Below are 20312 nucleotides of genomic sequence, written 5' to 3' on the forward strand. Positions count from 1 at the left end.
GCCAGGTCTGCCAAGCGCAACAACAAATCTTCTCATCACAATCTCGGCCCAAGCCGACAAACATCGGGCCGCGTAAGCGGCCTTTTGTGTTATAAAGGGCCGGAATGCAGAGCAAAATGAAATGGTGGTGCACCGGATATGGTGCGTCCCTTACCGGAACAAAACCCAACAGGGTTTTGCTCCGGCAGAAGGCATAACCGCAAAGCGGTTACGCCGCCGCGCCATTCGGCAAAGCCGAATGCGCTGGACGCGGGGTGGAGCAGCCCGGTAGCTCGTCAGGCTCATAACCTGAAGGCCGCAGGTTCAAATCCTGCCCCCGCAACCAAANGCAAAGCCGAATGCGCTGGACGCGGGGTGGAGCAGCCCGGTAGCTCGTCAGGCTCATAACCTGAAGGCCGCAGGTTCAAATCCTGCCCCCGCAACCAAAATACAAACAGACAGACAAACAACACACACAAACACACATCAAGAAGCCCCGTTAAGGGGCTTTCGGCGTTGCTGCTCCGTGTCGATCTCGCCTGAGGCAATCCGGGCCATGACGGATGGCTTGCGATCCCCCGCGGCGCTCACAGACGTTCGCCCTCGCCGTAGGGCCGCTTTTTGCATGCAGGGGCATGCTGTCCGCAGCCGGGCCTAAAACTGGGTTCGGTACGGTTGTCACATATCTGGCACTGCTTGTGGGCGCCGCCCGGCTGTTCCTGGATACCGCAATCTTGTTGAGGGGACGTCTTACGCTTCCTACGTGACGCCGAGCATTCGATAACTTGGCGTGGTCGGGAATTGGGGATGACTGCTGGTCGCTTACAGAGGCGACCCCCGCGGGACTACCCGAGTTCCTCGGCAAGCCCGATCAGAAGCCCTTCGGGTCCCCGGATGTAGCAGAGCTTATAACTGTCCTCATACCGGACGACCTCGCCGACAAGCTGCGCACCGCGCCGTCGTAGCCTTGCGACCGTATCTTCGACGTCGTCCACGGTGAACATGGCACGCAAATATCCTAGAGCATTCACCGGTGCGTTTCGATGATCTGCGGTGATCTCGGGCCTGAGGAAGCGGGACAGCTCAAGCCGGCTGTGCCCGTCCGGGGTGCGCATCATAGCGATCTCGACGTGCTGATCACCCAGTCCAGTGACGCGGCCCGCCCACTCGCCCTCGATCATCGCACGGCCTTCGAGCTCAAGGCCCAGCTCCTCGAAGAAAGCTATCGTCACTCCGAGGTCTTCGACAACGATCCCGATGTTGTCCATCCGCTTGAGCGCCATGTCCATATTTCCTTTCGTTTTACTACTAGGACGTTGGCGAGCCGTTTGCCCCGACATGTACGTTCCGGATTTTCAAAGTGATTCACTCGAGATTGAGTCGCGGGCTTTCCACTAAGCGAGGCTATCTCGTACAGCCTTGCCGACAAGCCAGGCACACGCTGAGTTTTTTTAGATTGCGACCGGCCAGTCTCGCCCGGTGAACGATTCATCGGCCGGCGTTGGCATTCGTCTGGTCTAGCGTTGATGAATTTCCTCGACGGCTCGCTCGTTCGCCGCTTCGGTTTCGCTCGCCAGTCGCAATGCGCGAAGGCGTGCCGTTTTAGCTTCGCGAGCGGCGCGTTGTGCATCAATGGTCGCAGTGGCGATCTGATGGGTTTGGTCAAATCTCTGGCGACGCTCGGCGTGGGTTATGGATTGGCGCTCGTTCATTCGACGTGCGTGTCCGAAGGGCGATCGAGACGCTGGGACAACTCTGCGATCAAGCTGCCCTTGCTGCGCTTCGACTGGACTAGATCGATGACTTTTGTCAGGGCCCTGCGCCCCTCGGGGCTATCGACATCGCAATGCCGCAGTTGGCACCATTCGCGGACGCTCATCGTCACGGATTCGATCTCGTCATCTGACAATGAAATAAGGGACAGCAACATCAAGGTACTCCTCCGGTAAAACGGCAGAAGCAAATTGCACTCCCAAGCGGCCACTACCCACATAGACTGAGGCCGATAGAGGTCAATCTACGCTCAATTCGTGAGACCGCCATTAAATTTGACATGCCTAGTCAAATTCTCGGGGTCAGGACGGGGCCGTCAATCGATCTGCGGTCTCGGCAATAGCGATTTTTATCGCCCAATTTGAACGGTTTAGGTTTTCGAGCGTTCATCCACCCGACAAGTATTAACGTTTCGGGGACGTCATGAAGACAATCGTAACTCTCGCTTTCGGAATAACCTGCACCGTCGGTGCCTCGCTGGGCGTAGCGTCCGTGGCTTCTGTCGTTGTCACTGAGCCAGAGAGTTCGGCAGGCCTGACGCCTGGAGCCTCTGAATTGTGGACCACCACACCCGTGAAGATTGATCGCGCCGCTCAGTCGTTCGAGCGTTTGCCGGCCGTTCTGTCGACATACGCTTCGTCACCTGCTCGCATTGCAAGAACCGCGTCACCAGCGGAACAGAATATTGAAGTATCGATGAATGCTACAGATGGCGTGCCAGACTTTTCTGCCGATCATCTTAATTGGTGTGCCAGCCGGTATCGTTCTTATAACGCAAACATGAACACCTACAGGTCTTTTAGCGGTGAGATGAGAAGCTGTTCCTCACCGTTCGAGAGCCGCCAATCGGCTTCGGATAAATACCTGGGTCAGGCAGCGAAATCTTCGTTCACATCGGAAGGCGTGGTGGCTTGGTGCGCCGCCCGCTATCAATCCTATAGGCCTGCAGATAACACTTACCAGCCGTATGGCGGCCAAAGACGACCTTGCCTGGGACCAAAGTCCGGCGACGAGATGGCGCTTCGCTAACTCGACGCAGTGAAGTGTTGCGCATCTGTCCTCGCTGAGAAGACTTCAAAAACTTTGGTAACAACGGCGCGCTCTGCGAGTTTCGTCATCATCGGAACCACAGGAGACCCGTCATGGCAGACGACACCACCGTCACGATCCGCGCGAATTTCGAAACGCGCGAAGCGGCAGACCTCGCAGTTGAGCACTTGGTGCAGCAGCTCGGTATTTCGAGGCCGGACATCTTCATCCAATCGGCTGCAGCGGAGAACACGTCTGGATCGAGGCCCTCCGGCGGAGAGGTATTGCACGACGATGCCAGCCGCGATGATGCGCCCCTCGCGGGTGACGTCGAGGTCTCCGTCGACATCGCCGCTCGCCAGCTTCCCAAGGTCAACCGAATTTTCGGAGACTTCGGCGCGATGCGCGTATCGAGCGTTTGACGGCGATGCGCGCCGAACCGAACGAGACGGTCCACAGAATTCTGATCACCCGCGCAAGCGTAGCTTTCAAGGCGCTGGCTTGTTCTTGCAAGACGCGGCTTCGACGTCACCGAGAGTTTTGTGAGGGCGGACAGAACGTCGACGTTCGTTGTGCGGGCAGCGACGTTCTCAAAAAAATGGGTCTCGAGCCGGCGGTAGCCGATAGCAGCAGCGTGCCGAAGATGCTGCAACCACAAACGATGCTGGGTGTTGTCTTGCTGCGTGCAGCTTCGAGGCGTTGACACGCTCGGCATCAAGCAGCTCGCGACCAAGTTGTTCGTATCCGGTGCGGATGATTTTCAACTGGCGAGTTACGAACCCACCGCGCCATAGTGCGCAAAGGGCAAGTTACAACACGCGGCCAGATAAATAAATCATTGGAACATATGCATTTTCTGCGTGTTTCTGATTCACCCAATAGGAGGATCTACCAATGAAAAAAGTCGTCATACTCTCCGCAAGTCTGCTTCTCGCTTCGTCCGCAGCGTTCGCGCAAAGCGAGACTCCAAGCACATCGCAGACCACGCCGGCGGTCAACACTGAGCACAATCCAGGCGCTCCGGTCGCGGGCAAGAACAGCTTCACCGAAGACCAGGCAAAGTCCCGGATCGAAGAGGCCGGCTATAAGGATGTAGCGGGATTGAAGCTCGACGATCAAGGTGTTTGGCGCGCGACGGCGTCCAAAGACGGGAAGCCCAGCAGCGTCTCCCTGGACTTCCAGGGCAACGTAACGCTCGCCAAGTAAGAACGATAACGGAGGAATTCCCATGAAGACCACGATCACAGGACTCTATGACAGCTACGACGATGCCAAAGCGGCCGTGAAGGCGCTTGAAAATGCAGGTGTGGCGTCGGATGACATCAGCATTGTCACCAACAAGGCCAATGGCGATGTCGACGTCGAAGGGCAGGGTAACAAGGCAGGCGAGGGTGCCGGCGCTGGTGCTGGCATCGGTGCCATCGCGGGCGGGGCAGGTGGCCTGCTGACCGGCCTCGGCCTGCTTGCAATCCCTGGCGTCGGTCCCGTCGTTGCGGCAGGTTGGCTTGCCGCCACCGCGGCTGGTGCGGTCGCAGGTGCCGTTGCCGGCAGCGCCGTCGGTGGGATCGTCGGGGCGATGGTCGAATCCGGCGTGCCGGAAGACGACGCCAACTTCTATGCCGAGAGCATTCGTCGCGGAGGATCCGTCGTGACTGCTCGTGTGGAAGATGGCCATCGCGCATCCGCGGAGGCGATCCTAAACAATTCGCGCCGGGTGAATGTCGCAGAGCGTCGCTCGCGCTATGCAGAGCAGGGCTGGACACGTTTCGACGACACGGCGGATCCTTATACGGACGAGGAGATTGCCGCCGAGCGCGACCGGTATCGCGTCAACCGTCTATAATGCGCACCAACGATAAACATCAGAGGCCCCGCATTGTATGCGGGGCTTTTCTATCTTAATGCCCGGTCTTCACCGGGCGCTCATGCGGGGCGGCGAAGCATTCAGACAGGACGGTTGGAGTTGCCGATCATCGGTCCAAGCTTTCGATGAGGATCTTGGCGAGCGTAGTGAACTCCCCCGAAGGATAGCGCTGCAGGTAGGCCCCGATCAGCGTCGCGTCCCTGCTATCCCGCACGCTCTCCCAAAACGAAACCTCGACGGCCGTGTCCTCCGCGGGTTTCAAGCTGCCATCAAGGCGCGCTCGAGCGAGATTCGCAAAGGATCCGTGAGGATAGCGCTCGAGATAGAGCCGCAGCTCTGTTCCATCATCGTCCTCGCGTATCGATTCCCAAAACGCGACCTCGATTGCTTGGTCCTTGGTATCCTCGACAAGGCCTGAGGCGTCGTCTACCGATTCAAGTTCAGTCTGGAATGAAGGTGACAACTCGGCATCATAGTCGGGGTCAAACAACACTCGAAACGCTCTCACCGGGCGCGCGATGTTCTTGATGCTTTGCTCGCCCATGTCTTCGAACGTTGCTCTGACTCTATCGCGAATGTGATCGCGCACGCCTCTTGTGACGCAAATGCCGCCGGCGTCGGCAAGAGCCTCGAGCCTGGCAGCTATGTTCACCCCGTCGCCGAAGATGTCTCCGTTTTTGACCATGACGTCGCCAACGTTGATCCCGATGCGAAACCGCATTTGTTGGTCCGGCGGTACGTCCTCGTTGGCATGCCCGATGGCGATTTGTATAGCAATCGCGCAATTGAACGCCTGCACCACGCTCGGGAATTCGGCCAGAACACTGTCGCCCGCGGTCCCGAATATCTGGCCATCCGCTGCTTCAATGAGGGCGTCGATGGTTGCTCGGTGGCTCGTAAGCGTCATGAGGGTGCGCTCCTCATCGACATGCATGAGGCGTGAGTAACCCTCGACGTCGGCAGCGAGGATGGCTGCCAGTTTTCGTTGTAGCGGCGGTGCTTCCAAGCTCGGTCCAATCGTTGTTTCCGGGCCGCTCAACAGCCCGACATTCTTGCATTAGGCGGCCGACCCAGTGTTATCCTGGCCAGGTCGGCCGACAGGCGATCGAGCGAACCGCCGTTAGGTTATAGGCGCCGACGCCTTGCCAAGCTTCACCGAAGGTTCGCGACCCCAGACGCGCAGCTTGCCGAGCTGCTCGATGAACGCCGCGACGTCCCTGCTTTCCGACAATCGGATCGTGCCTTCATCGAGCTGACCGGAAATACCGGCCTTTTCCAAGAGCGGCAGCGCAGACTGATCGTATCCGATATATTTGCAGTGCTGGAACGCGTCGGCAACGAAATCGCGGGCAGCTGCCTCCTTGACGAGATCGTCGATTGCCTGATGCGAGGTCAGAAGGACAACCGCGTCGAACAGTACGGACGGGCCGCCGTCGACCATGTGGTGCGCTTCGATCAAGCTCCCGTCGTCCCCCGTCACGCCGCCGACCTTTGGGGCTATCAGCTCTACCACGGCCTTCTCTGCCACTACGGCTTTCGTCAGAGCCTTCAAAAGCTTTGCATCGACGCCATCAGCAATGAGAACGCCGAGCTTGCGCCCTTCAAAACGCTTGGGGCCCCGCTCCACGATGCTGAGTGCGGGGGACGCTTCAAGATCCTGACGCGTCGGTATCGCGGCGTCCGCAGCCTCAGGCATCGACTGGAAGCCCAGCTTCTGCGCAACCGTGGTCGCCAGCGTCTCGTCGATGTTCAACAGGTGCGACACCATCCTCTCGCGAATTGCTAACGTCTCGACCTTGCTCAGTTCGAAAGTCAGCGCCATGGCGATGTGGCGTTGTTCCGCCCCGGTCTGGCTGATGAAGAACTGACGGGCCTGGCTGTAGTGATCGGAGAAGCTCTCGGGACGTAGCCGCACCTTCTGTCCCTGTTCCTCGGCGGGAAAGTGTCGATAGCCCCGCGTCGGAGACTCCCTTGGGCCTTCGCCATGCGAGTTCGGCTGATAATTGGTTCTGCCGACAGGATTATGCATGGCCATGTGCCCGTCCTGCTGGAAATTGTGCATGGGACACTTCGGGGCATTGATCGGCAAATGCGTGAAGTTCGGGCCGCCGAGGCGTTTCAACTGCGTGTCGAGATAGGAGAAGTTACGTCCCTGGAGGAGCGGATCGTTGCTGAAGTCGATACCATCAGGAACATTCTGCGTCATGAACGCGACCTGCTCGGTCTCGGCGAAGAAGTTGTCCGGCATGCGGTCGAGCACCAGGCGGCCGATCGGCCGCACCGGGAGGATTTCCTCTGGAATGATCTTCGTCGGGTCGAGAACGTCGAATTCGAAGCTGTCTGCAAAGTCCTGATCGAAGAGCTGCACTGCAAGCTCCCATTCCGGGAAGTTGCCGGACTGGATCGAATTCCAGAGGTCACGACGATGAAAGTCCGGGTCGGCGCCGTTGATCTTGACGGCCTCGTTCCAGGCCACGGACTGGAGACCCAGCTTCGGCTTCCAGTGGAACTTGACGAAGGTTGATTTATCTTCGGCATTGACGAAGCGGAAGGTATGGACGCCGAAGCCCTCCATGAAGCGGAGCGATCGGGGAATCGTTCGGTCCGACATGATCCACATGACCATGTTCATGCTCTCGGGCGTCAGGCTGATGAAGTCCCAGAAATTGTCGTGCGCTGTCTGGGCCTGCGGAAAGGCGCGATCTGGCTCCTGCTTTGCCGCGTGGACCAGGTCCGGAAACTTGATCGCATCCTGGATGAAGAAGACCGGAATGTTGTTGCCGACCAGGTCCCAGTTGCCTTCCTTCGTGTACATTTTCACGGCGAAGCCACGGACGTCGCGCGCGAGATCGGCGGAGCCCTTGTTGCCGGCCACTGTTGAGAACCGTACAAAGACCGGCGTCTTCTCGCCTGCCCGCTGAAAGACGTCGGCGCGCGTGATGTCCGACAAGGATTCGTATGTCTCGAAGAAGCCGTGGGCGCCGTAGCCACGGGCATGAACGACCCGTTCGGGAATCCTTTCGTGATCGAAGTGAAAGATCTTCTCACGGAAATGGAAGTCGTCGACGAGAAGCGGTCCGCGCGGACCGACACGTAAGGAATTCTGGTCGTCGGCGACCGGCGCGCCCTGAGAAGTGGTCAGGACATCGTGGCCCTCCTCGGCGTACTGATGGAGTTCGCCTCCGGCGCCGCGGGGGAGTTTCTGATCATGAATGGTGACGCTGTCTTCCGACGGCGTCGAGGCTGACTTTGCGGGTCTCTTGGCCATGGTCGTTGTCCCCTTGGTGGTATTAAGGAAATGCAAAGGGCCGCCACACGGGCGGCCCAGGTTGAGCGGCTGTTCAGGCAGCCTTCGGGCTCTGGCCCTTGGCGTTTGCCTGCGTTTGAGCGAGCTGCGTTAGCTTCTTGTCAGTGGCCTCCTCTTCGGCCAGGGTCGCCTGAAGGAGCGGCACTGCATCCTTGAGGCCGAGCTGCTTGGCCCAAGCGATGAGCGTGCCGTAGCGGGCGATCTCATAATGTTCGACGGCCTGCGCCGACGAAATCAGGCCGGCGTCGAGGGCAGGCGATCCTTTGTATTCTTCCATGATTTCCTCGCCTTCAGCGAGGATGCCCTGGATCGCTTCACAAGTCTTGCCACGGGCAGGTTTTCCGATCAGTTCGAAGACCTGTTCCAGCCGGTCGATCTGGCCTTGTGTCTCGTCGCGATGCTGAAGAAACCCAGCCTTGCCTTCTTCCGACTGCGCGGCACGGGCCATCTTCGGCAAAGCTTTCAGCACCTGCTTTTCCGCAAAGTAAATGTCCTTGAGCGTGTCGAGAAACAGGTCATTCAGTGTCTTGGTGGTTGCCATCATATCCTCCGTTGATGCGTTCCTATTCATCCGAGGCGAATGCTCATCAAGAGCGCACGCCTACGGTGTGTTGGAGACGGGAGATAACCTGTGTGTGGGTGGTTTGTTCCGGTCGCACGCAATCGGAGAAGAGAAAACGAAAAGGCCCGGCGCGCCGACGATAACGCCGACGCACCGGGCCATGATCTTAGGTTGCCAACCTCAGAATTTCCGCACGTCGACAGCGAGCAGATCTTCTTCGTCGTCACGTTGTTTTCCGCCCAGCGCCGCAGCAACCGAGGAGATGAACGCGCCGATCAACAACGATATCGCACCGACCAGGGCCGTTGTCGCAGCGGCCTTCCGGGCCTTATCCGCGGCTGCCTGTGCGGCAACCTTGGCATCATCAATTTGTTTCAGCACTGTATCCACGCGTGCACGTGCATCGTCTTCCGAGATACCGGTGCGGGCCGAAACGATGTTTGCGATATAGGACTTATCCCCGTCTGGAACCTGTCCGTTGACGGCGCCCTGAAGAAGGATCCGGGAGACTTCGGCAGTAGCAGCGCCGTCGTTGCGCTCGGCATTCGCGCTCACACGCTCAGGACGAAGCAGGGCGTCGGTGAAGTAAGACGTCGAGAGGTCCGGTGAGGTCTGCGACACCGCTGCGGTGCCAGCGGCACCTGCACCAGCAACGGCAGCACCAGCAGCGGTCGCCCCAGCCCCTGCCAAAGTCGTGAGTGACGACGCCAAGAAACCAGCAACGAAAATGGTTGCAACTGCCCAGCTAATAAGACCGTGGGCGGTGTCCCGAAAGAAGACCTCGTTCGTATGAACTGCGGCCCATTTCGTGCGCAGTCGACCCGTGAGGTATCCTCCGAGAGCGGATGAAAGCCACTGCACGACGACAAGCCATAAGGCTGCAGTGATGCCGACTGTTGCAGCCGAGCTGCTTTCGCCCGACCACGGGGAGACCATTGTCAGGCCAACACCGGAGCCCAGCAGCAGCAAGATCAGACTGGTGCCGATTGCTGCTGCGGCGCCGCCGATTATGGGGCCCCATGACGTTGCGGGTTTGGAGGATTCGACCGGCAGAGCGCTTCCCGCGCCGGGTTCTGAATAGGACATCTTTGCACCTATCGAACGAAGAGAGCGAGAAGGATGATGATCGGCAATGGAACACCGAGAAGCCAGAGTAGAATGCCGCGACCCATGATATGTCTCCGTAAAGCTGGTTGTAATGCCGCAGGGGAACGCGCATTCGTGGCCGTTGTTCCGTGTGGAGCCGTGGTGAACGGAAGTGTTCCCGAAGGCTGGCCTGCCACGGACGGGCAGCTTCACGTCTTTCGTATCGTCGTCAGCGCTACATCGACCTTATCTTACCTCAAGGGCGGGGCCTTTTCCGGCGTCGCAGCGCGGCAAGAAGTTGGTGACGGGAGCCCCATCCTGCGGGGGGCGATTTTGGATACCTTTGGTCTTTCGGAACCTAGTCGCCGGACCATCGTTGATCAGCGCTATTCCGCCGCTCCCCACAATAACATGGTTCATCTAAATGTCGGCAGGGTCCAAAAACCACCATAGCTCTGCAAATTCGTCTTTGTTGGCGGCACGGACGCCAAGGCGAGGGATCATGGATAAGTTTCCTGGCCGAGGCGAACGGCGGCTGGTGGTCATCAGTGACTACCAGGAAGGACATTTCCAGGATGTGACACTTCCGTCGCCGGTTGATTTTCAAGCCAGATGGGTGGAGCGCGGTATCGGGCGACGCCGTTTGGGTGTCGATCTAAATGAGAAATTCGATGTAGCAGGTAGCTATATAGAACGTCTCCCGCTTGCTTGTTTGCGGTCAGGTCTTGTCGACAGCGCCGAGATTTGGACTCACAGCCGCGACGCCGAGCCAGTTTCGGTAGACGAGGACATCGGCCTCCTGAGGCGCAAGGCATTCAGACTGAACGGCCCCGCAGCCCCGTTCGCCTCGAACGATATGTTGGGCTACGTCGCGGCTTTCGGAGCCCCTGATATCTTGTGCGTTTGGGGGCTTGGCGTCGACGAGGAGATTATGCGCGCCTGCAGCGACAGCTTTAAGATCTACAATTCGATCGACGCGCCGGCGTTGCGGATACCCCCTGACGTCAGTCGACATTTCGATCTTGTCCTGACGGGTGCGGACTGGCAGTCCAAGGAGGTGCAGCGTATCCATCCCGGAATGGCAACGCTGGTGCTGCCACTTGGTCCTGAGTTCGCGTCCGACACCATGTTCAGGCCACTCGGACTGGAGAAGATCTATGACGTCATCTATGTGGCCGCCGCGCAGCCGTATAAATGCCACGAGGTTCTCTTCGAGGCGTTGGCAAAAATCCCCGTGCCGCTCAGGGCCCTCTGTATTTGCGGCTACGGAGAAATGGTCGACGCTTTCAAGTCTCGGACAGCGGAACTAGGAGTTGACGTTGAATTCATCGGCCCGCCAGGCGTAGGCTACGAGGAAGTCAACCGTTACATGAACCAATCGAAAATCGGGGTCGTGTGTGGCGTGAACGATGGAGCGCCGGCCATCCTCACGGAGTACATGCTGGCCGGCATTCCAGTACTCGCTAACGAAAAACTCGCCTGCGGCCTTCAATACATCACTGGCGATACTGGGCTGGCTGTCCACGGGGCCCAGTTCGATCAGGGAATCCTTGAAATGATGGGGAGACTGGATACCTTTTCTCCTCGCAAGACTGTCTGCGAGAACTGGCTCTGGCCGTCTTCGATGGCGAAACTAGTAAGCGCTATCCAATCAACCGCAAGAGGGCAGCTTATTTTCCCGAACGAGGAACTATAGTGACTAATGCAGGTTCACCAACGCAACATAGCGTGGGGATCTCGCATGAATCTTCTGACAGCTTTCAAGACAATTGATCATCGCGCGCCGATAGTTTGCTTTTCTCACCTGCGTTGGGATTTTGTCGTTCAGCGACCCCAGCATCTGATGGAGAGATTTTCCTGCGATCGTCCGGTAGTCTTCTTCGAAGAGTTCATTCCGACTGATCACCATCTGGCGTATTTCGAGGTCCATTGCTTCGAGGGAACAGCGGTAAAGGCCATAAGACCTCGCGTGCCCCACTGGTGGTCCGCCAGCGAACGTCAAACAGCGCTTTCGCGATTGCTCGACGAGGTGCTCGCCTTGTTTTGCAGTAATAAGCCAGTTCTGTGGTTCTACACGCCGTTGATGTACGGCTTCGCGCGTCACGTCGACGCGCAAGCGGTTGTCTACGACTGTATGGATGAACTCGCGAATTTCAAATTTGCGCCACCTGAGATCAAGCACGCAGAGGCTGAGCTTTTGAGCCGCGCCGACGTGGTATTCACTGGAGGGAAAAGCCTCTTCGAGGCTAAAAACGACCGGCACGCCAACGTCCACTGTTTTCCCTCAAGCGTCGATGTTGCGCATTTCAGCGCGGCCAGGGTCTGCGATGCTGCGCCTGCGGATCAAGCCTCGATAGGTTCGCCGCGCTTTGGCTATGTCGGCGTTATCGACGAGCGAATCGACCTGGAACTGGTGGCCAGCGTCGCGCGAATGAGGCCAAACTATTCGTTTGTTTTCGTCGGTCCTGTGGTAAAGATTTTGCCGGCGGACCTGCCTCAAGGGGCAAACCTCCACTATCTTGGCCGGAAAAGTTACCTTGAGCTTCCGGCGTATCTCAGCGGCTGGCACGCAGCGCTGATGCCATTCGCGCACAACGATGCCACCCGGTATATAAGCCCTACCAAGACACCTGAATATCTCGCGGCGGGTCTTCCAGTCGTTAGCACGCGTATAGCGGATGTTGTATCGGGCTATGGCCAGATACCGGGCGTTTTTCTCGTAGATGGAGCCACGCAGTTCGCCGAAGCCTGCGACGAGGCATGCAGGATGGATTCAACCGACACGACTTGGCGCGCGGTGATCGATGAAAAGCTTTCCCAGTCATCGTGGGATCAGACTTTCGCGAGGATGAAAGTCCTGGTCGAACGCGCTGTCGCGCGAGAACTCCATGTCTGACGCCAAGCGCGTGGTCATCGCGACCGACAGCCTTGAACCGTCGGGTATGGGCGAACATATGCTGGACCTCGGACAGGGCCTACAACAGGCCTTCGATGTCACGTTTGCAGTCATGGGATCCGACCGCACGGGCTTGCTCCCGCGAGCGGCCAGAAGTGCCATGAAAGTGAAGTTGGCGGCGGACGATTTGGAGTTTGAAGACTGGCTACGACGTTCTGGCGCGGACCTTTTGCATGTTCACGCTGGAATAGGCTGGGAAGGACATGAACTTGCGGCGGCTGGTATCGCTTGCAAAATCCCGGTTATCCGAACCGAGCATCTCCCGTATCTGTTGACTGACCTGGAACAGAAACGGCGCTATCTCGCCGCAACGGACGCAATCTCCCATCATATTGCCGTCTCCGAAGCCTCAAAGGCGAGCTATCTCGCAGAGGGCGTATCCAGCGAGCGCATAACCGTCGTCAGGAACGGGGTCCAGGCTATGAGGCCGACAAGTGGGTCGGGTTCAATAGCTGGAGAACTCGGGATCGCGGGGAAGATCATCCTGCTGACAGTTGCGCGGTTCACCCCTCAAAAGGATCACGCTTCTCTTATCAAAGCTTTTCCAGAGATCCTGGCGGCGGTCCCGGCTGCCATCTTGCTGCTCGTGGGTGCCGGCGAAGAGCAGTCCAATCTTGAAGCTCTCGTAGAAGATCTCGGGCTGAAATCCCTCGTGCTGTTTCTAGGAGCAAGAACCGACGTTGCTGACCTGATGCACGCGGCAGATGTTTTCATTCTCCCATCGCAGTTTGAAGGCCTTCCCCTAGCGGTCCTGGAAGCCATGTCGGCCGGATTGCCAGTCGTCGCGACCCGCATTGGCGGGAGCGTCGAGGCGTTGGGGGAAGACCACGCCTATTTCGCCGAGCCTGGAAGCGCACGGTCAATTGCCGAGGTCGTCATCCGCGCGCTCACGGACGCCGATGGCCGCAAAGCTGTTGGCGAGGCCGGGCTGGAACGGTTCGAGCGCCAGTTCACCGCCTCTCGGATGGTGCGGGAGACCGTCGATGTCTACCGTCGCCATATTGTCAGCAATCAATTTTCGAAGGATCACAGGATGACGAAGACACGCCTCGGGTTTATCGGTGTTGGCGGGATCGCTCAACGTCACTTGAACATCCTTGCGAGCTTTGACGACATCGAACTTGTTGCCTTCGCCGATCCGGACCTTGATCGCGCGGATGCTGCCGCCTCCCGCTTCGGCGCCAAATCCTATCGTGAACACCGGGAAATGCTGGACGCTGAGGAGCTGGATGCAGCATACATCTGCATACCCCCGTTTGCACATGGTCCACCGGAGTTCGACTTAATTGAACGCCGCATTCCGTTTTTCGTTGAGAAGCCGCTGACAAGAGACATCAGGCTTGCAGAAGACATCGCGGACAAGGTGAACAGAGCAGGCCTCATCACTGGTGTGGGGTACCACTGGCGCTATCTTGACACCGTCGATGAGGCGCGCGGGTTGCTTAGCGACAACCCAGCTCAGCTCCTCTCCGGATACTGGCTAGACTCAACGCCACCGCCCCAATGGTGGTGGAAAGAAGAGCAGTCTGGCGGACAGATGGTCGAGCAAACGACTCATCTGCTCGATCTTGCCCGTTTTCTGGTCGGCGAAATCACCGAGGTTTACGGGCGGACAGGCCATATGGACCGCGGGGATTACCCTGGCCTTGACGTCCCGACCGTAACGACCGCCAACCTGACCTTCGATACTGGTGTGCTAGCCAACATCTCCTCGACCTGTTTGCTGGGCTGGAGCCATCGTGTCGGACTTCACATTTTCGCAGACAAACTGGCGATCGAGCTCAACGACCATGAAATCATGGTGGACGTCGGTCGCGGTCGCCCAGTGCGAGCGGCGGAAGGCGACCCGGTCTGGAGAGAAGACAGGGATTTCATCGATGCCGTCCGAGGCGGTCCCAATAACATTCGTTGTCCTTACGGCGATGCGCTCGTTACCCACCGTCTTGCTCTCGCGGTAATGGCGTCGGCTAAGAGCGGTGAAGCCGTAAGGCTCCCGCCGGCGAGTTTCGATCGAAACGCCCTATCGCCGCTTCAATTTCAGCACGCGGAAGATCATGTCCCGACCTTGCCAAATGGTCACCGGATTGTTCGATCCCTTGGTGTGAAAGGCCCGTCGGAAGCCTATCTGTTCGATTATGAGGAGGGGCCGACGCCGGACGGCCAAGTCAGGCTGGAGACGCTGTATACGGGGTTGTCAGCCGGGACAGAACTGACTTTCCTCAAGAATACCAACCCCTACTTCCATTCTCGCTTTGACGGCGGACGGGGTGTCTTTTTGCGGAATGAGCCCGATCTTCATTACCCCGTTCCTTTTCTTGGCTACATGGAAGTGGCGAGGGTCGCCGAATCCAAGACCACCGGGTTTTTCGAGGGGCAGATTGTCGCTGGGACTTTTGGTCATAAAAGCGGACATACGGCTGACCCCTACCACGAAACACTCATCGCCTTTCCCGACGACATCGATCCTATCTTGGGGATCTTCGCCGCTCAGATGGGTCCAATCGCTGCCAACGGAATTCTTCACGCTGACGCGGAAATGTTTGGATCCCAGGTCGCATCACTCGGATCTGGTATCGCCGGGCGGCCCGTAATCGTCGCTGGGGCGGGGCCGGTCGGATTCATGACCGCCCTGTTCGCTCGAAAGGCTGGCGCTTCCGAAGTGGTCATCACCGATCCGTCTCCGTTCCGACGTGGCAAGGCCAGCGCTATGGGCCTGATCGCGATGACCGAGGATGACGCGTGGCAGCACGCCAAGGCAAGATGGCACGACGGGACTATGGGGCGGGGCGCCGATATCGTGTTTCAGACCAGAGCCAGTCCCGAAAGTCTCCACCTCGCGATGAAAGCCCTGCGTCCCCAGGGAACTGTCGTGGACCTGGCATTCTATCAAGGTGGTTCGCCCGAACTTAGACTCGGGGAGGAATTCCATCACAACGGTTTGAGCATCAAATGCGCTCAGATCAACAGGGTGCCACGATCCCTCGCTGCAAGTTGGGATAGGCGCAGGCTGGCGGCAGAAACCATCGAACTTCTTCGTTGCGATGGACCGTCGATCCGGGAACACCTGATTACGCAGGTCATACCGATGTCGGATGGTCCCGCATTCCTACGAAATCTGATCGACAATCGGCCAGATTTTATTCAGGTCGTGTTCGAGGCCGATCAATGACGGTCGAGCAAGATCATTCACCCGTGCGCATTCTGTTCGTCTTCGCTTGGCTCGTGGTCGGCGGGGAGGAAACAGAGGTTCGTCTCCTCGCGGCTAATCTTGATCCTCACCGGTTCAAGATCGATGTTGTTGCCTGCTTCCGTAAAGCTGGCATGCCGGAACAGACGCATCAGCAACTCAAGGCTCTTGGAGTCCACGTTGACACCGCGCCATACGACCTCTCGTTCGAGGACACAGTCTCGTACCTCGCAGACAAGGTGGCAGGCTATGACCTTCTCGTCTCATGCCAGAACGTTGCGGACATCTACCCCGCTCTGGAACGGTTGAAGCTGCGCCCGCCTCTCATCGAGCACGGCGGACTGATTTCCGAAGCTGAAGCGGGACCAAAACACTTTACTTCGCGGTACGTGGGTGTGTGTCGCACAATCACGGAGGCGGCTGCAGCCAGAATGCCTGGACGCCAACACCATGCGGTCGAAATACCGTCCATGGTCGATCTACGCGAGTTCGGTGGGGGCCAACGCGACGCGGTGCGATCATCCTTGGGAATTGATGAAAGCGACATCCTGATCGGGTGGGTGGGAAGGCTTGACCCCAAGAAGAACGTTGAGGACTTCATCAATGCGGCGGCCTCCGTCCAACGGAGCTGTCCTAAAGCCAGGTTCGTCGTCATCGGCGGCCCCGATGCTTTCCATCCAGAGTATGCTGTTGCGCTTCGTCAACTTGCGAACGCGCTGGGCCTTGGCGCGACGTTGTCGTTCCTGGGCGACCGAGCAGATATCCCCGACCTGCTGTCAGGAATGGACATCTTTGTCTGGCTTTCCAAGGGTGAGGGGATGCCGCATGTGATCGCAGAAGCCGGCGCTGCATCTCTTCCGGTGATCGCAACGCCTGACAATGGCGTCCTGCAGCAAATCGAAGACGGGGTTTCCGGAATACTGGTTCCCCATGGAAATCCGGGCGCCGTGGCGGTGGGTATCCAGCGCCTGATCGACGCTCCGAGCGCACGCAATTCCCTGGGGCGGCAACTGCGATCAAAAGTCGAGAAAAACTATAGTGTCTCGGCAGTCGTTCCATTGTGGGAGACGCTTTTTTACGACGTGTTGCTGGAACGGAAGGCTGGTCAACCCAAAAGGATTTTCAAGTCTTTTCTACAGGGCGGCTTCGAGTGCTCGACACACCGTTTGCGCCAACGGGACGGCGAACCGCAGGGGCGTCGCCTAGACCTTATTCAGTCGACACAGCACGACAACCATGCGTACCAGGATTATCTGCGGCTACAGCATTTCGGCATACGAACCGTCCGCGACGGGTTTCGATGGCATCTGATCGATAGGGCCGGCGGCTACGATTGGTCCAGCGTGCGCTCGATGCTGAGGGCGGCGTCAATCTCGGGCTCGCAGGTGATTTGGGACCTGCTCCATTATGGTTGGCCCGACGATCTGGACATCTGGTCTCCGAAGTTTGTCGAGCGTTTCGCAAAATTTGCCGGAGCATGTGCGGCGGTCGTGCAAGATGAAACCGACGTTGTCCCGTTCTACTGCCCCGTAAACGAGATCTCGTTCTTCGCGTGGGGTGGTGGTGATGCGGCCTATTTGAACCCTTTTGCCCGCCGCCGTGGATTCGAACTGAAGGTCCAGTTGGCAAGAGCCGCGATCGCGGCCATGGATGCCATTCGCGCCGTCGATGTCCGCGCCCGTTTCGTCCATTGCGACCCGGTTATCAACGTGGTCGCTGATCCCGTCCGCCCTTGGGACGCGGGCGCCGCGGAGGGCCACCGGCTTGCGCAATTTCAAGGTTGGGATCTGATAGAAGGCAGGATCTGGCCACAGATTGGCGGGCGTCCCGATTATCTGGATATTATTGGCCTCAACTACTACTTCAACAATCAATGGATCCATGGAGGTTCTCCGATCGATATCGGACACAGGCAGTACAAGCCGCTTCGAAACATTCTTGCGGAGACGTACGCGCGCTACGGTCGCCCGATGCTGATTGCCGAGACAGGTATCGAGGGCGATCGGCGAGCTTCCTGGATCGCGTACGTAGCCGGGGAAGCGTCAGCGGCTATCGCGGCCGGTGTGCCATTGGAGGGGGTCTGCCTATACCCGATCTTGAACCATCCAGGCTGGGACGACGATCGTGACTGTCAAAACGGCCTTTTGTCGGCTTCAGTCGGCTCAAACTTCAGGTCCATTTCGGATGAGCCCTTCGCTCTCACCTTGGAGCGTCAGTTCTTGCGTTTTTCGTGACGTCCGTCATGCGCGCGGGTAGCTGTCGGACGCAAGATCGCGACTGTGAACGATCGTTGAAACGAAATTCGGCGTCGAAATGGCTGGAAGTTCGCTCGAATACTGCATTCGCGCCTCGCTTCGTTGGGGCTTTTTAGGTGTACAGGAACACTCGTTTCCCCGCAGAAGGCAAAATGATCCATCAATTCTCTCAGATGTGGAACATAGGCAGCTTATCGAGGTTATGCCATCGATTGGGAGCGAGTTGCGGCGCCGCACGCTCCATCCGAGGAGCATGGAATGGCCACGTATTATTTTCAGTTAGTCGATCACGATGGAGTGCAGCCGACTGAAATGTCATACGAATTTGACACCACAGAAGCAGCGATAGAGGAGGGCCGCACTGCCCTTGCGGAGATGGCGGCAGATGGCCTGCCACTTGGCGATTATCACATGCTCTCAGTGGAAGTCTTCGATCACGAGCGTAAGCCAGTTCGGGAGATCAGACTCATTCTTGAGGAAATCGACAAAACAGTGCCCACGCACCCCTCGCCCCTATCGGAAGGCTGATGTTCGGGCTCACCATTCCGCCATCCCGAAAACCTCCAGACATCCGAATTGAAAGTGTTCATGATCCGCGTTGCAATCATCGGCTCCGGTCCAACCGGCATATATACTCTGCAGGGCCTCATCGTCGCGGCTCAACCGCTGAGCATAACCGTGTTCGAAGAAACGCCGGACGCCGGAAAAGGCACCCCCTATCATCCAGCCGTGAATGACCGTGCTATGCTGGCCAACATCGCTAGCATCGAGCTTCCGCCAATCTGCCAAAGCCTCGTCGAATGGCTGCGTGCGGAGCCGATCGAAAGATTGGAGGAACTCGGCATTGGATCTGATGACATCGGCGAGCGTGAGTTCTATCCACGTGTCGTACTCGGCGAATACTTCGCCGCCCAGTTCTGGATGCTCGTCAGGCAGGGCATGGCGGCCGGCCACTCGATCGACGTGAAGGCCAGCCATAGGATCCTGGACATCAAGCTCAACCAGAAAGACATCGTGTTGACCTTCCAGAGGCGGAGCGGCGGCGACGAAGGAACGGCGAGCTTCGATCATGTCGTGATGGCGACAGGGCACGACTGGCCGGAAGACACCGAGATTTCGCCGGGATACTTCTCGTCACCCTGGCCGGCTGCAGCGATCAAGCGTATCGGCTCTGTCGCCGTCGGCGTTCTTGGGACGTCGTTAAGCGGCATCGACGCCGTCGTCTCCGTGGCGACCGGGCATGGCATGTTCCTTCGCGACGACGCAGGAACGCTGACGTATGAGCCCCATCCGGCAGCTGAGGCTTTCCACCTGACGATGATGTCCCGCAAAGGCCTGCTTCCGGAGGCGGATTTCTATTGCCCGATCCCCTATGCGCCACTGGCGGTTTGCACTGAAGAGGCTGTTCGCCGCCTCATTTCAGAGAAGCCTGATCGGCTTCTGGATGAGGTGTTCGAGTTGTTCAGACACGAGCTCGTTGACGCCGATCCGGAGTATACTGCTGGCGTGGGGCTCGCCTTCGCCACCGTCGAAGACGTTGCAGACCGCTACTTCCGGGCGAGACAGGAAGCAAAGCCCTTCGTGTGGGCCGCGCGCAATTTGGCAGAAGCCAAACTTAACAAGGCGAAGCGGATTACGGTAGCGTGGCGATATGCGATCCTTCGCATGCACGAAGTCATCGCCGTTGCCGTGCCGCACTTCAACGCCGATGATCTGAAGCGTTTTCATAAGTACTTCAAGACGGTCTTCGTCGACGACTACGCGACGGTGCCTCACGAATCCGTCGAGCGTCTTCTCGCACTGCATCGGGCTGGTCGGCTAGACGTCGTCGCTCTCGACGATGACTACGAGATCAGGCGAGAGCCGGGTGAGAGAGGCGCCGTCGTCAAGGCCGCAAATGGTGATTTGAGGTTCGGCGCGTTCATCGATGCGACCGGGCAACATGCTCTTTCGGCGTCCGACCTGCCGTTCCCGAGCCTAAGAAAGGCTGACGCCCTTAAGGAAGCGCAGGCGAAGACCGCTACCATCGAAGGTGATCAGTCATTCAAGAGGACCGGAGGCATCGATATCGACGACGACTTCCGACCTCGAGTCGACCCTGGCGTCTCGAACAAGCTATACTGCGTGTCTGTACCATTCTTGTTGCACAAGCTACCGTTCGTCCAAGGGATCACGAGCGCACATGAGATGGGAAGGAAGGTGGCGTCCGCTATCATCGTATCGCTCAGTGGCGACTTGCTGTCTCACGGCATTCAGGCGACGGTCAATGCGTCTCCAACTGCGATCGAAGCGCCTTCCGACACTTTCGCGTAAA

Annotated in this window: 16 protein-coding genes, 2 tRNA genes and 1 pseudogene; 12 read left to right on the forward strand and 7 right to left on the reverse strand. The window is 58.2% G+C overall.

The features are described from left to right. The first annotated feature begins 248 nt into the window (after nucleotides 1-248). Together ASE04_RS13450 and ASE04_RS13455 are read left to right on the forward strand one after the other, a co-directional pair. Nucleotides 249-325, forward strand: a tRNA-Met gene (locus tag ASE04_RS13450). Nucleotides 326-348: 23 nt separating this feature from the next. After that, a tRNA-Met gene (locus tag ASE04_RS13455) sits at nucleotides 349-425 on the forward strand. Between the two features lie 399 nt (nucleotides 426-824). Here the strand turns inward: ASE04_RS13455 and ASE04_RS13460 are convergent. The 3 genes from ASE04_RS13460 to ASE04_RS13465 all read right to left on the reverse strand — a co-directional run bounded on the left by ASE04_RS13460 (nucleotide 825) and on the right by ASE04_RS13465 (nucleotide 1909). Continuing rightward, nucleotides 825-1262 (reverse strand): VOC family protein, encoded by a 438-nt coding sequence (locus ASE04_RS13460; RefSeq protein ID WP_056818078.1) that lies wholly within the window; start codon nucleotides 1260-1262, stop codon nucleotides 825-827. Nucleotides 1263-1496: 234 nt separating this feature from the next. Next, nucleotides 1497-1691: a hypothetical protein gene (locus tag ASE04_RS30675; RefSeq protein ID WP_156408779.1), complete on the reverse strand. Its 195-nt coding sequence runs from the start codon at nucleotides 1689-1691 to the stop codon at nucleotides 1497-1499. Beyond that, nucleotides 1688-1909 carry a hypothetical protein gene (locus tag ASE04_RS13465; RefSeq protein WP_056818007.1) on the reverse strand — a complete coding sequence of 74 codons (222 nt, stop codon included), beginning with the start codon at nucleotides 1907-1909 and terminating at the stop codon, nucleotides 1688-1690. The genes ASE04_RS30675 and ASE04_RS13465 overlap by 4 nt, the downstream gene beginning before the upstream one ends. A 266-nt stretch (nucleotides 1910-2175) precedes the next feature. On the opposite strand from ASE04_RS13465, the gene ASE04_RS29995 reads away from it, so the two are divergent. The 4 genes from ASE04_RS29995 to ASE04_RS13485 all read left to right on the forward strand — a co-directional run bounded on the left by ASE04_RS29995 (nucleotide 2176) and on the right by ASE04_RS13485 (nucleotide 4624). Continuing rightward, a complete protein-coding gene (locus tag ASE04_RS29995; protein WP_082597332.1) occupies nucleotides 2176-2781 on the forward strand; it encodes a BA14K family protein in 606 nt (201 codons plus the stop codon). Nucleotides 2782-2894: 113 nt separating this feature from the next. After that, the gene (locus ASE04_RS13470; RefSeq protein ID WP_056818009.1) at nucleotides 2895-3203 is read left to right on the forward strand and encodes a hypothetical protein; all 309 of its coding nucleotides are present in this window, start codon (nucleotides 2895-2897) and stop codon (nucleotides 3201-3203) included. Nucleotides 3204-3675: 472 nt separating this feature from the next. Next, nucleotides 3676-3987 carry a PepSY domain-containing protein gene (locus ASE04_RS13480; protein ID WP_056818013.1) on the forward strand — a complete coding sequence of 104 codons (312 nt, stop codon included), beginning with the start codon at nucleotides 3676-3678 and terminating at the stop codon, nucleotides 3985-3987. A 22-nt stretch (nucleotides 3988-4009) separates the two neighbouring features. Further along, on the forward strand, nucleotides 4010-4624 hold the full coding sequence (locus ASE04_RS13485) for a general stress protein (protein WP_056818015.1): 615 nt from the start codon (nucleotides 4010-4012) through the stop codon (nucleotides 4622-4624). Between the two features lie 127 nt (nucleotides 4625-4751). Here the strand turns inward: ASE04_RS13485 and ASE04_RS13490 are convergent, their stop codons facing one another. From ASE04_RS13490 to ASE04_RS13505, 4 genes are all read right to left on the reverse strand, one after another. Next, on the reverse strand, nucleotides 4752-5651 hold the full coding sequence (locus ASE04_RS13490) for an adenylate/guanylate cyclase domain-containing protein (protein ID WP_056818016.1): 900 nt from the start codon (nucleotides 5649-5651) through the stop codon (nucleotides 4752-4754). A gap of 114 nt (nucleotides 5652-5765) precedes the next feature. Further along, on the reverse strand, nucleotides 5766-7913 hold the full coding sequence (gene catE, locus ASE04_RS13495; protein ID WP_056818018.1) for a catalase C: 2148 nt from the start codon (nucleotides 7911-7913) through the stop codon (nucleotides 5766-5768). Between the two features lie 73 nt (nucleotides 7914-7986). Continuing rightward, a complete protein-coding gene (locus ASE04_RS13500) occupies nucleotides 7987-8493 on the reverse strand; it encodes a YciE/YciF ferroxidase family protein (protein WP_056818020.1) in 507 nt (168 codons plus the stop codon). A 201-nt stretch (nucleotides 8494-8694) separates the two neighbouring features. Then, nucleotides 8695-9600 carry a hypothetical protein gene (locus ASE04_RS13505; RefSeq protein WP_056818023.1) on the reverse strand — a complete coding sequence of 302 codons (906 nt, stop codon included), beginning with the start codon at nucleotides 9598-9600 and terminating at the stop codon, nucleotides 8695-8697. 538 nt (nucleotides 9601-10138) lie between these two features. Between ASE04_RS13505 and ASE04_RS13510 the strand changes: the two genes are divergently transcribed. The 6 genes and pseudogenes from ASE04_RS13510 (at nucleotide 10139) to ASE04_RS13535 (ending at nucleotide 20311) form a co-directional block, all read left to right on the forward strand. Further along, nucleotides 10139-11296, forward strand: a complete 1158-nt coding sequence (locus ASE04_RS13510) for a glycosyltransferase (RefSeq protein WP_244490399.1) — start codon at nucleotides 10139-10141, stop codon at nucleotides 11294-11296. A 45-nt stretch (nucleotides 11297-11341) separates the two neighbouring features. Next, nucleotides 11342-12487 (forward strand): annotated as a pseudogene (locus tag ASE04_RS13515) (glycosyltransferase); the annotation flags it as partial. A 1-nt stretch (nucleotide 12488) separates the two neighbouring features. Then, nucleotides 12489-15725, forward strand: a complete 3237-nt coding sequence (locus ASE04_RS13520; RefSeq protein ID WP_056818027.1) for a glycosyltransferase — start codon at nucleotides 12489-12491, stop codon at nucleotides 15723-15725. Beyond that, nucleotides 15722-17977, forward strand: coding sequence for a glycosyltransferase family 4 protein (locus ASE04_RS13525; protein WP_056818030.1), 2256 nt, complete (start codon nucleotides 15722-15724; stop codon nucleotides 17975-17977). The genes ASE04_RS13520 and ASE04_RS13525 overlap by 4 nt, the downstream gene beginning before the upstream one ends. A 279-nt stretch (nucleotides 17978-18256) precedes the next feature. After that, the gene (locus tag ASE04_RS13530) at nucleotides 18257-18526 is read left to right on the forward strand and encodes a DUF6894 family protein (protein ID WP_056818032.1); all 270 of its coding nucleotides are present in this window, start codon (nucleotides 18257-18259) and stop codon (nucleotides 18524-18526) included. Between the two features lie 60 nt (nucleotides 18527-18586). Next, entirely contained in the window at nucleotides 18587-20311 is a 1725-nt protein-coding gene (locus ASE04_RS13535; RefSeq protein WP_082597333.1) for an FAD/NAD(P)-binding protein, read from the forward strand. Nucleotide 20312: the final 1 nt, after the last annotated feature.

The sequence above is a fragment of the Rhizobium sp. Root708 genome (genome assembly GCF_001429725.1).
Classification (GTDB): domain Bacteria; phylum Pseudomonadota; class Alphaproteobacteria; order Rhizobiales; family Rhizobiaceae; genus Rhizobium.

Coding starts and splice junctions, on each gene's coding strand:
- ASE04_RS13460 (WP_056818078.1), bottom strand. CDS start 1,262: ATGGCGCTCAAGCGGATGGACAACATCGGGATCGTTGTCGAAGACCTC.
- ASE04_RS30675 (WP_156408779.1), bottom strand. CDS start 1,691: ATGAACGAGCGCCAATCCATAACCCACGCCGAGCGTCGCCAGAGATTT.
- ASE04_RS13465 (WP_056818007.1), bottom strand. CDS start 1,909: ATGTTGCTGTCCCTTATTTCATTGTCAGATGACGAGATCGAATCCGTG.
- ASE04_RS29995 (WP_082597332.1), top strand. CDS start 2,176: ATGAAGACAATCGTAACTCTCGCTTTCGGAATAACCTGCACCGTCGGT.
- ASE04_RS13470 (WP_056818009.1), top strand. CDS start 2,895: ATGGCAGACGACACCACCGTCACGATCCGCGCGAATTTCGAAACGCGC.
- ASE04_RS13480 (WP_056818013.1), top strand. CDS start 3,676: ATGAAAAAAGTCGTCATACTCTCCGCAAGTCTGCTTCTCGCTTCGTCC.
- ASE04_RS13485 (WP_056818015.1), top strand. CDS start 4,010: ATGAAGACCACGATCACAGGACTCTATGACAGCTACGACGATGCCAAA.
- catE (WP_056818018.1), bottom strand. CDS start 7,913: ATGGCCAAGAGACCCGCAAAGTCAGCCTCGACGCCGTCGGAAGACAGC.
- ASE04_RS13500 (WP_056818020.1), bottom strand. CDS start 8,493: ATGGCAACCACCAAGACACTGAATGACCTGTTTCTCGACACGCTCAAG.
- ASE04_RS13505 (WP_056818023.1), bottom strand. CDS start 9,600: ATGTCCTATTCAGAACCCGGCGCGGGAAGCGCTCTGCCGGTCGAATCC.
- ASE04_RS13520 (WP_056818027.1), top strand. CDS start 12,489: ATGTCTGACGCCAAGCGCGTGGTCATCGCGACCGACAGCCTTGAACCG.
- ASE04_RS13525 (WP_056818030.1), top strand. CDS start 15,722: ATGACGGTCGAGCAAGATCATTCACCCGTGCGCATTCTGTTCGTCTTC.
- ASE04_RS13530 (WP_056818032.1), top strand. CDS start 18,257: ATGGCCACGTATTATTTTCAGTTAGTCGATCACGATGGAGTGCAGCCG.
- ASE04_RS13535 (WP_082597333.1), top strand. CDS start 18,587: ATGATCCGCGTTGCAATCATCGGCTCCGGTCCAACCGGCATATATACT.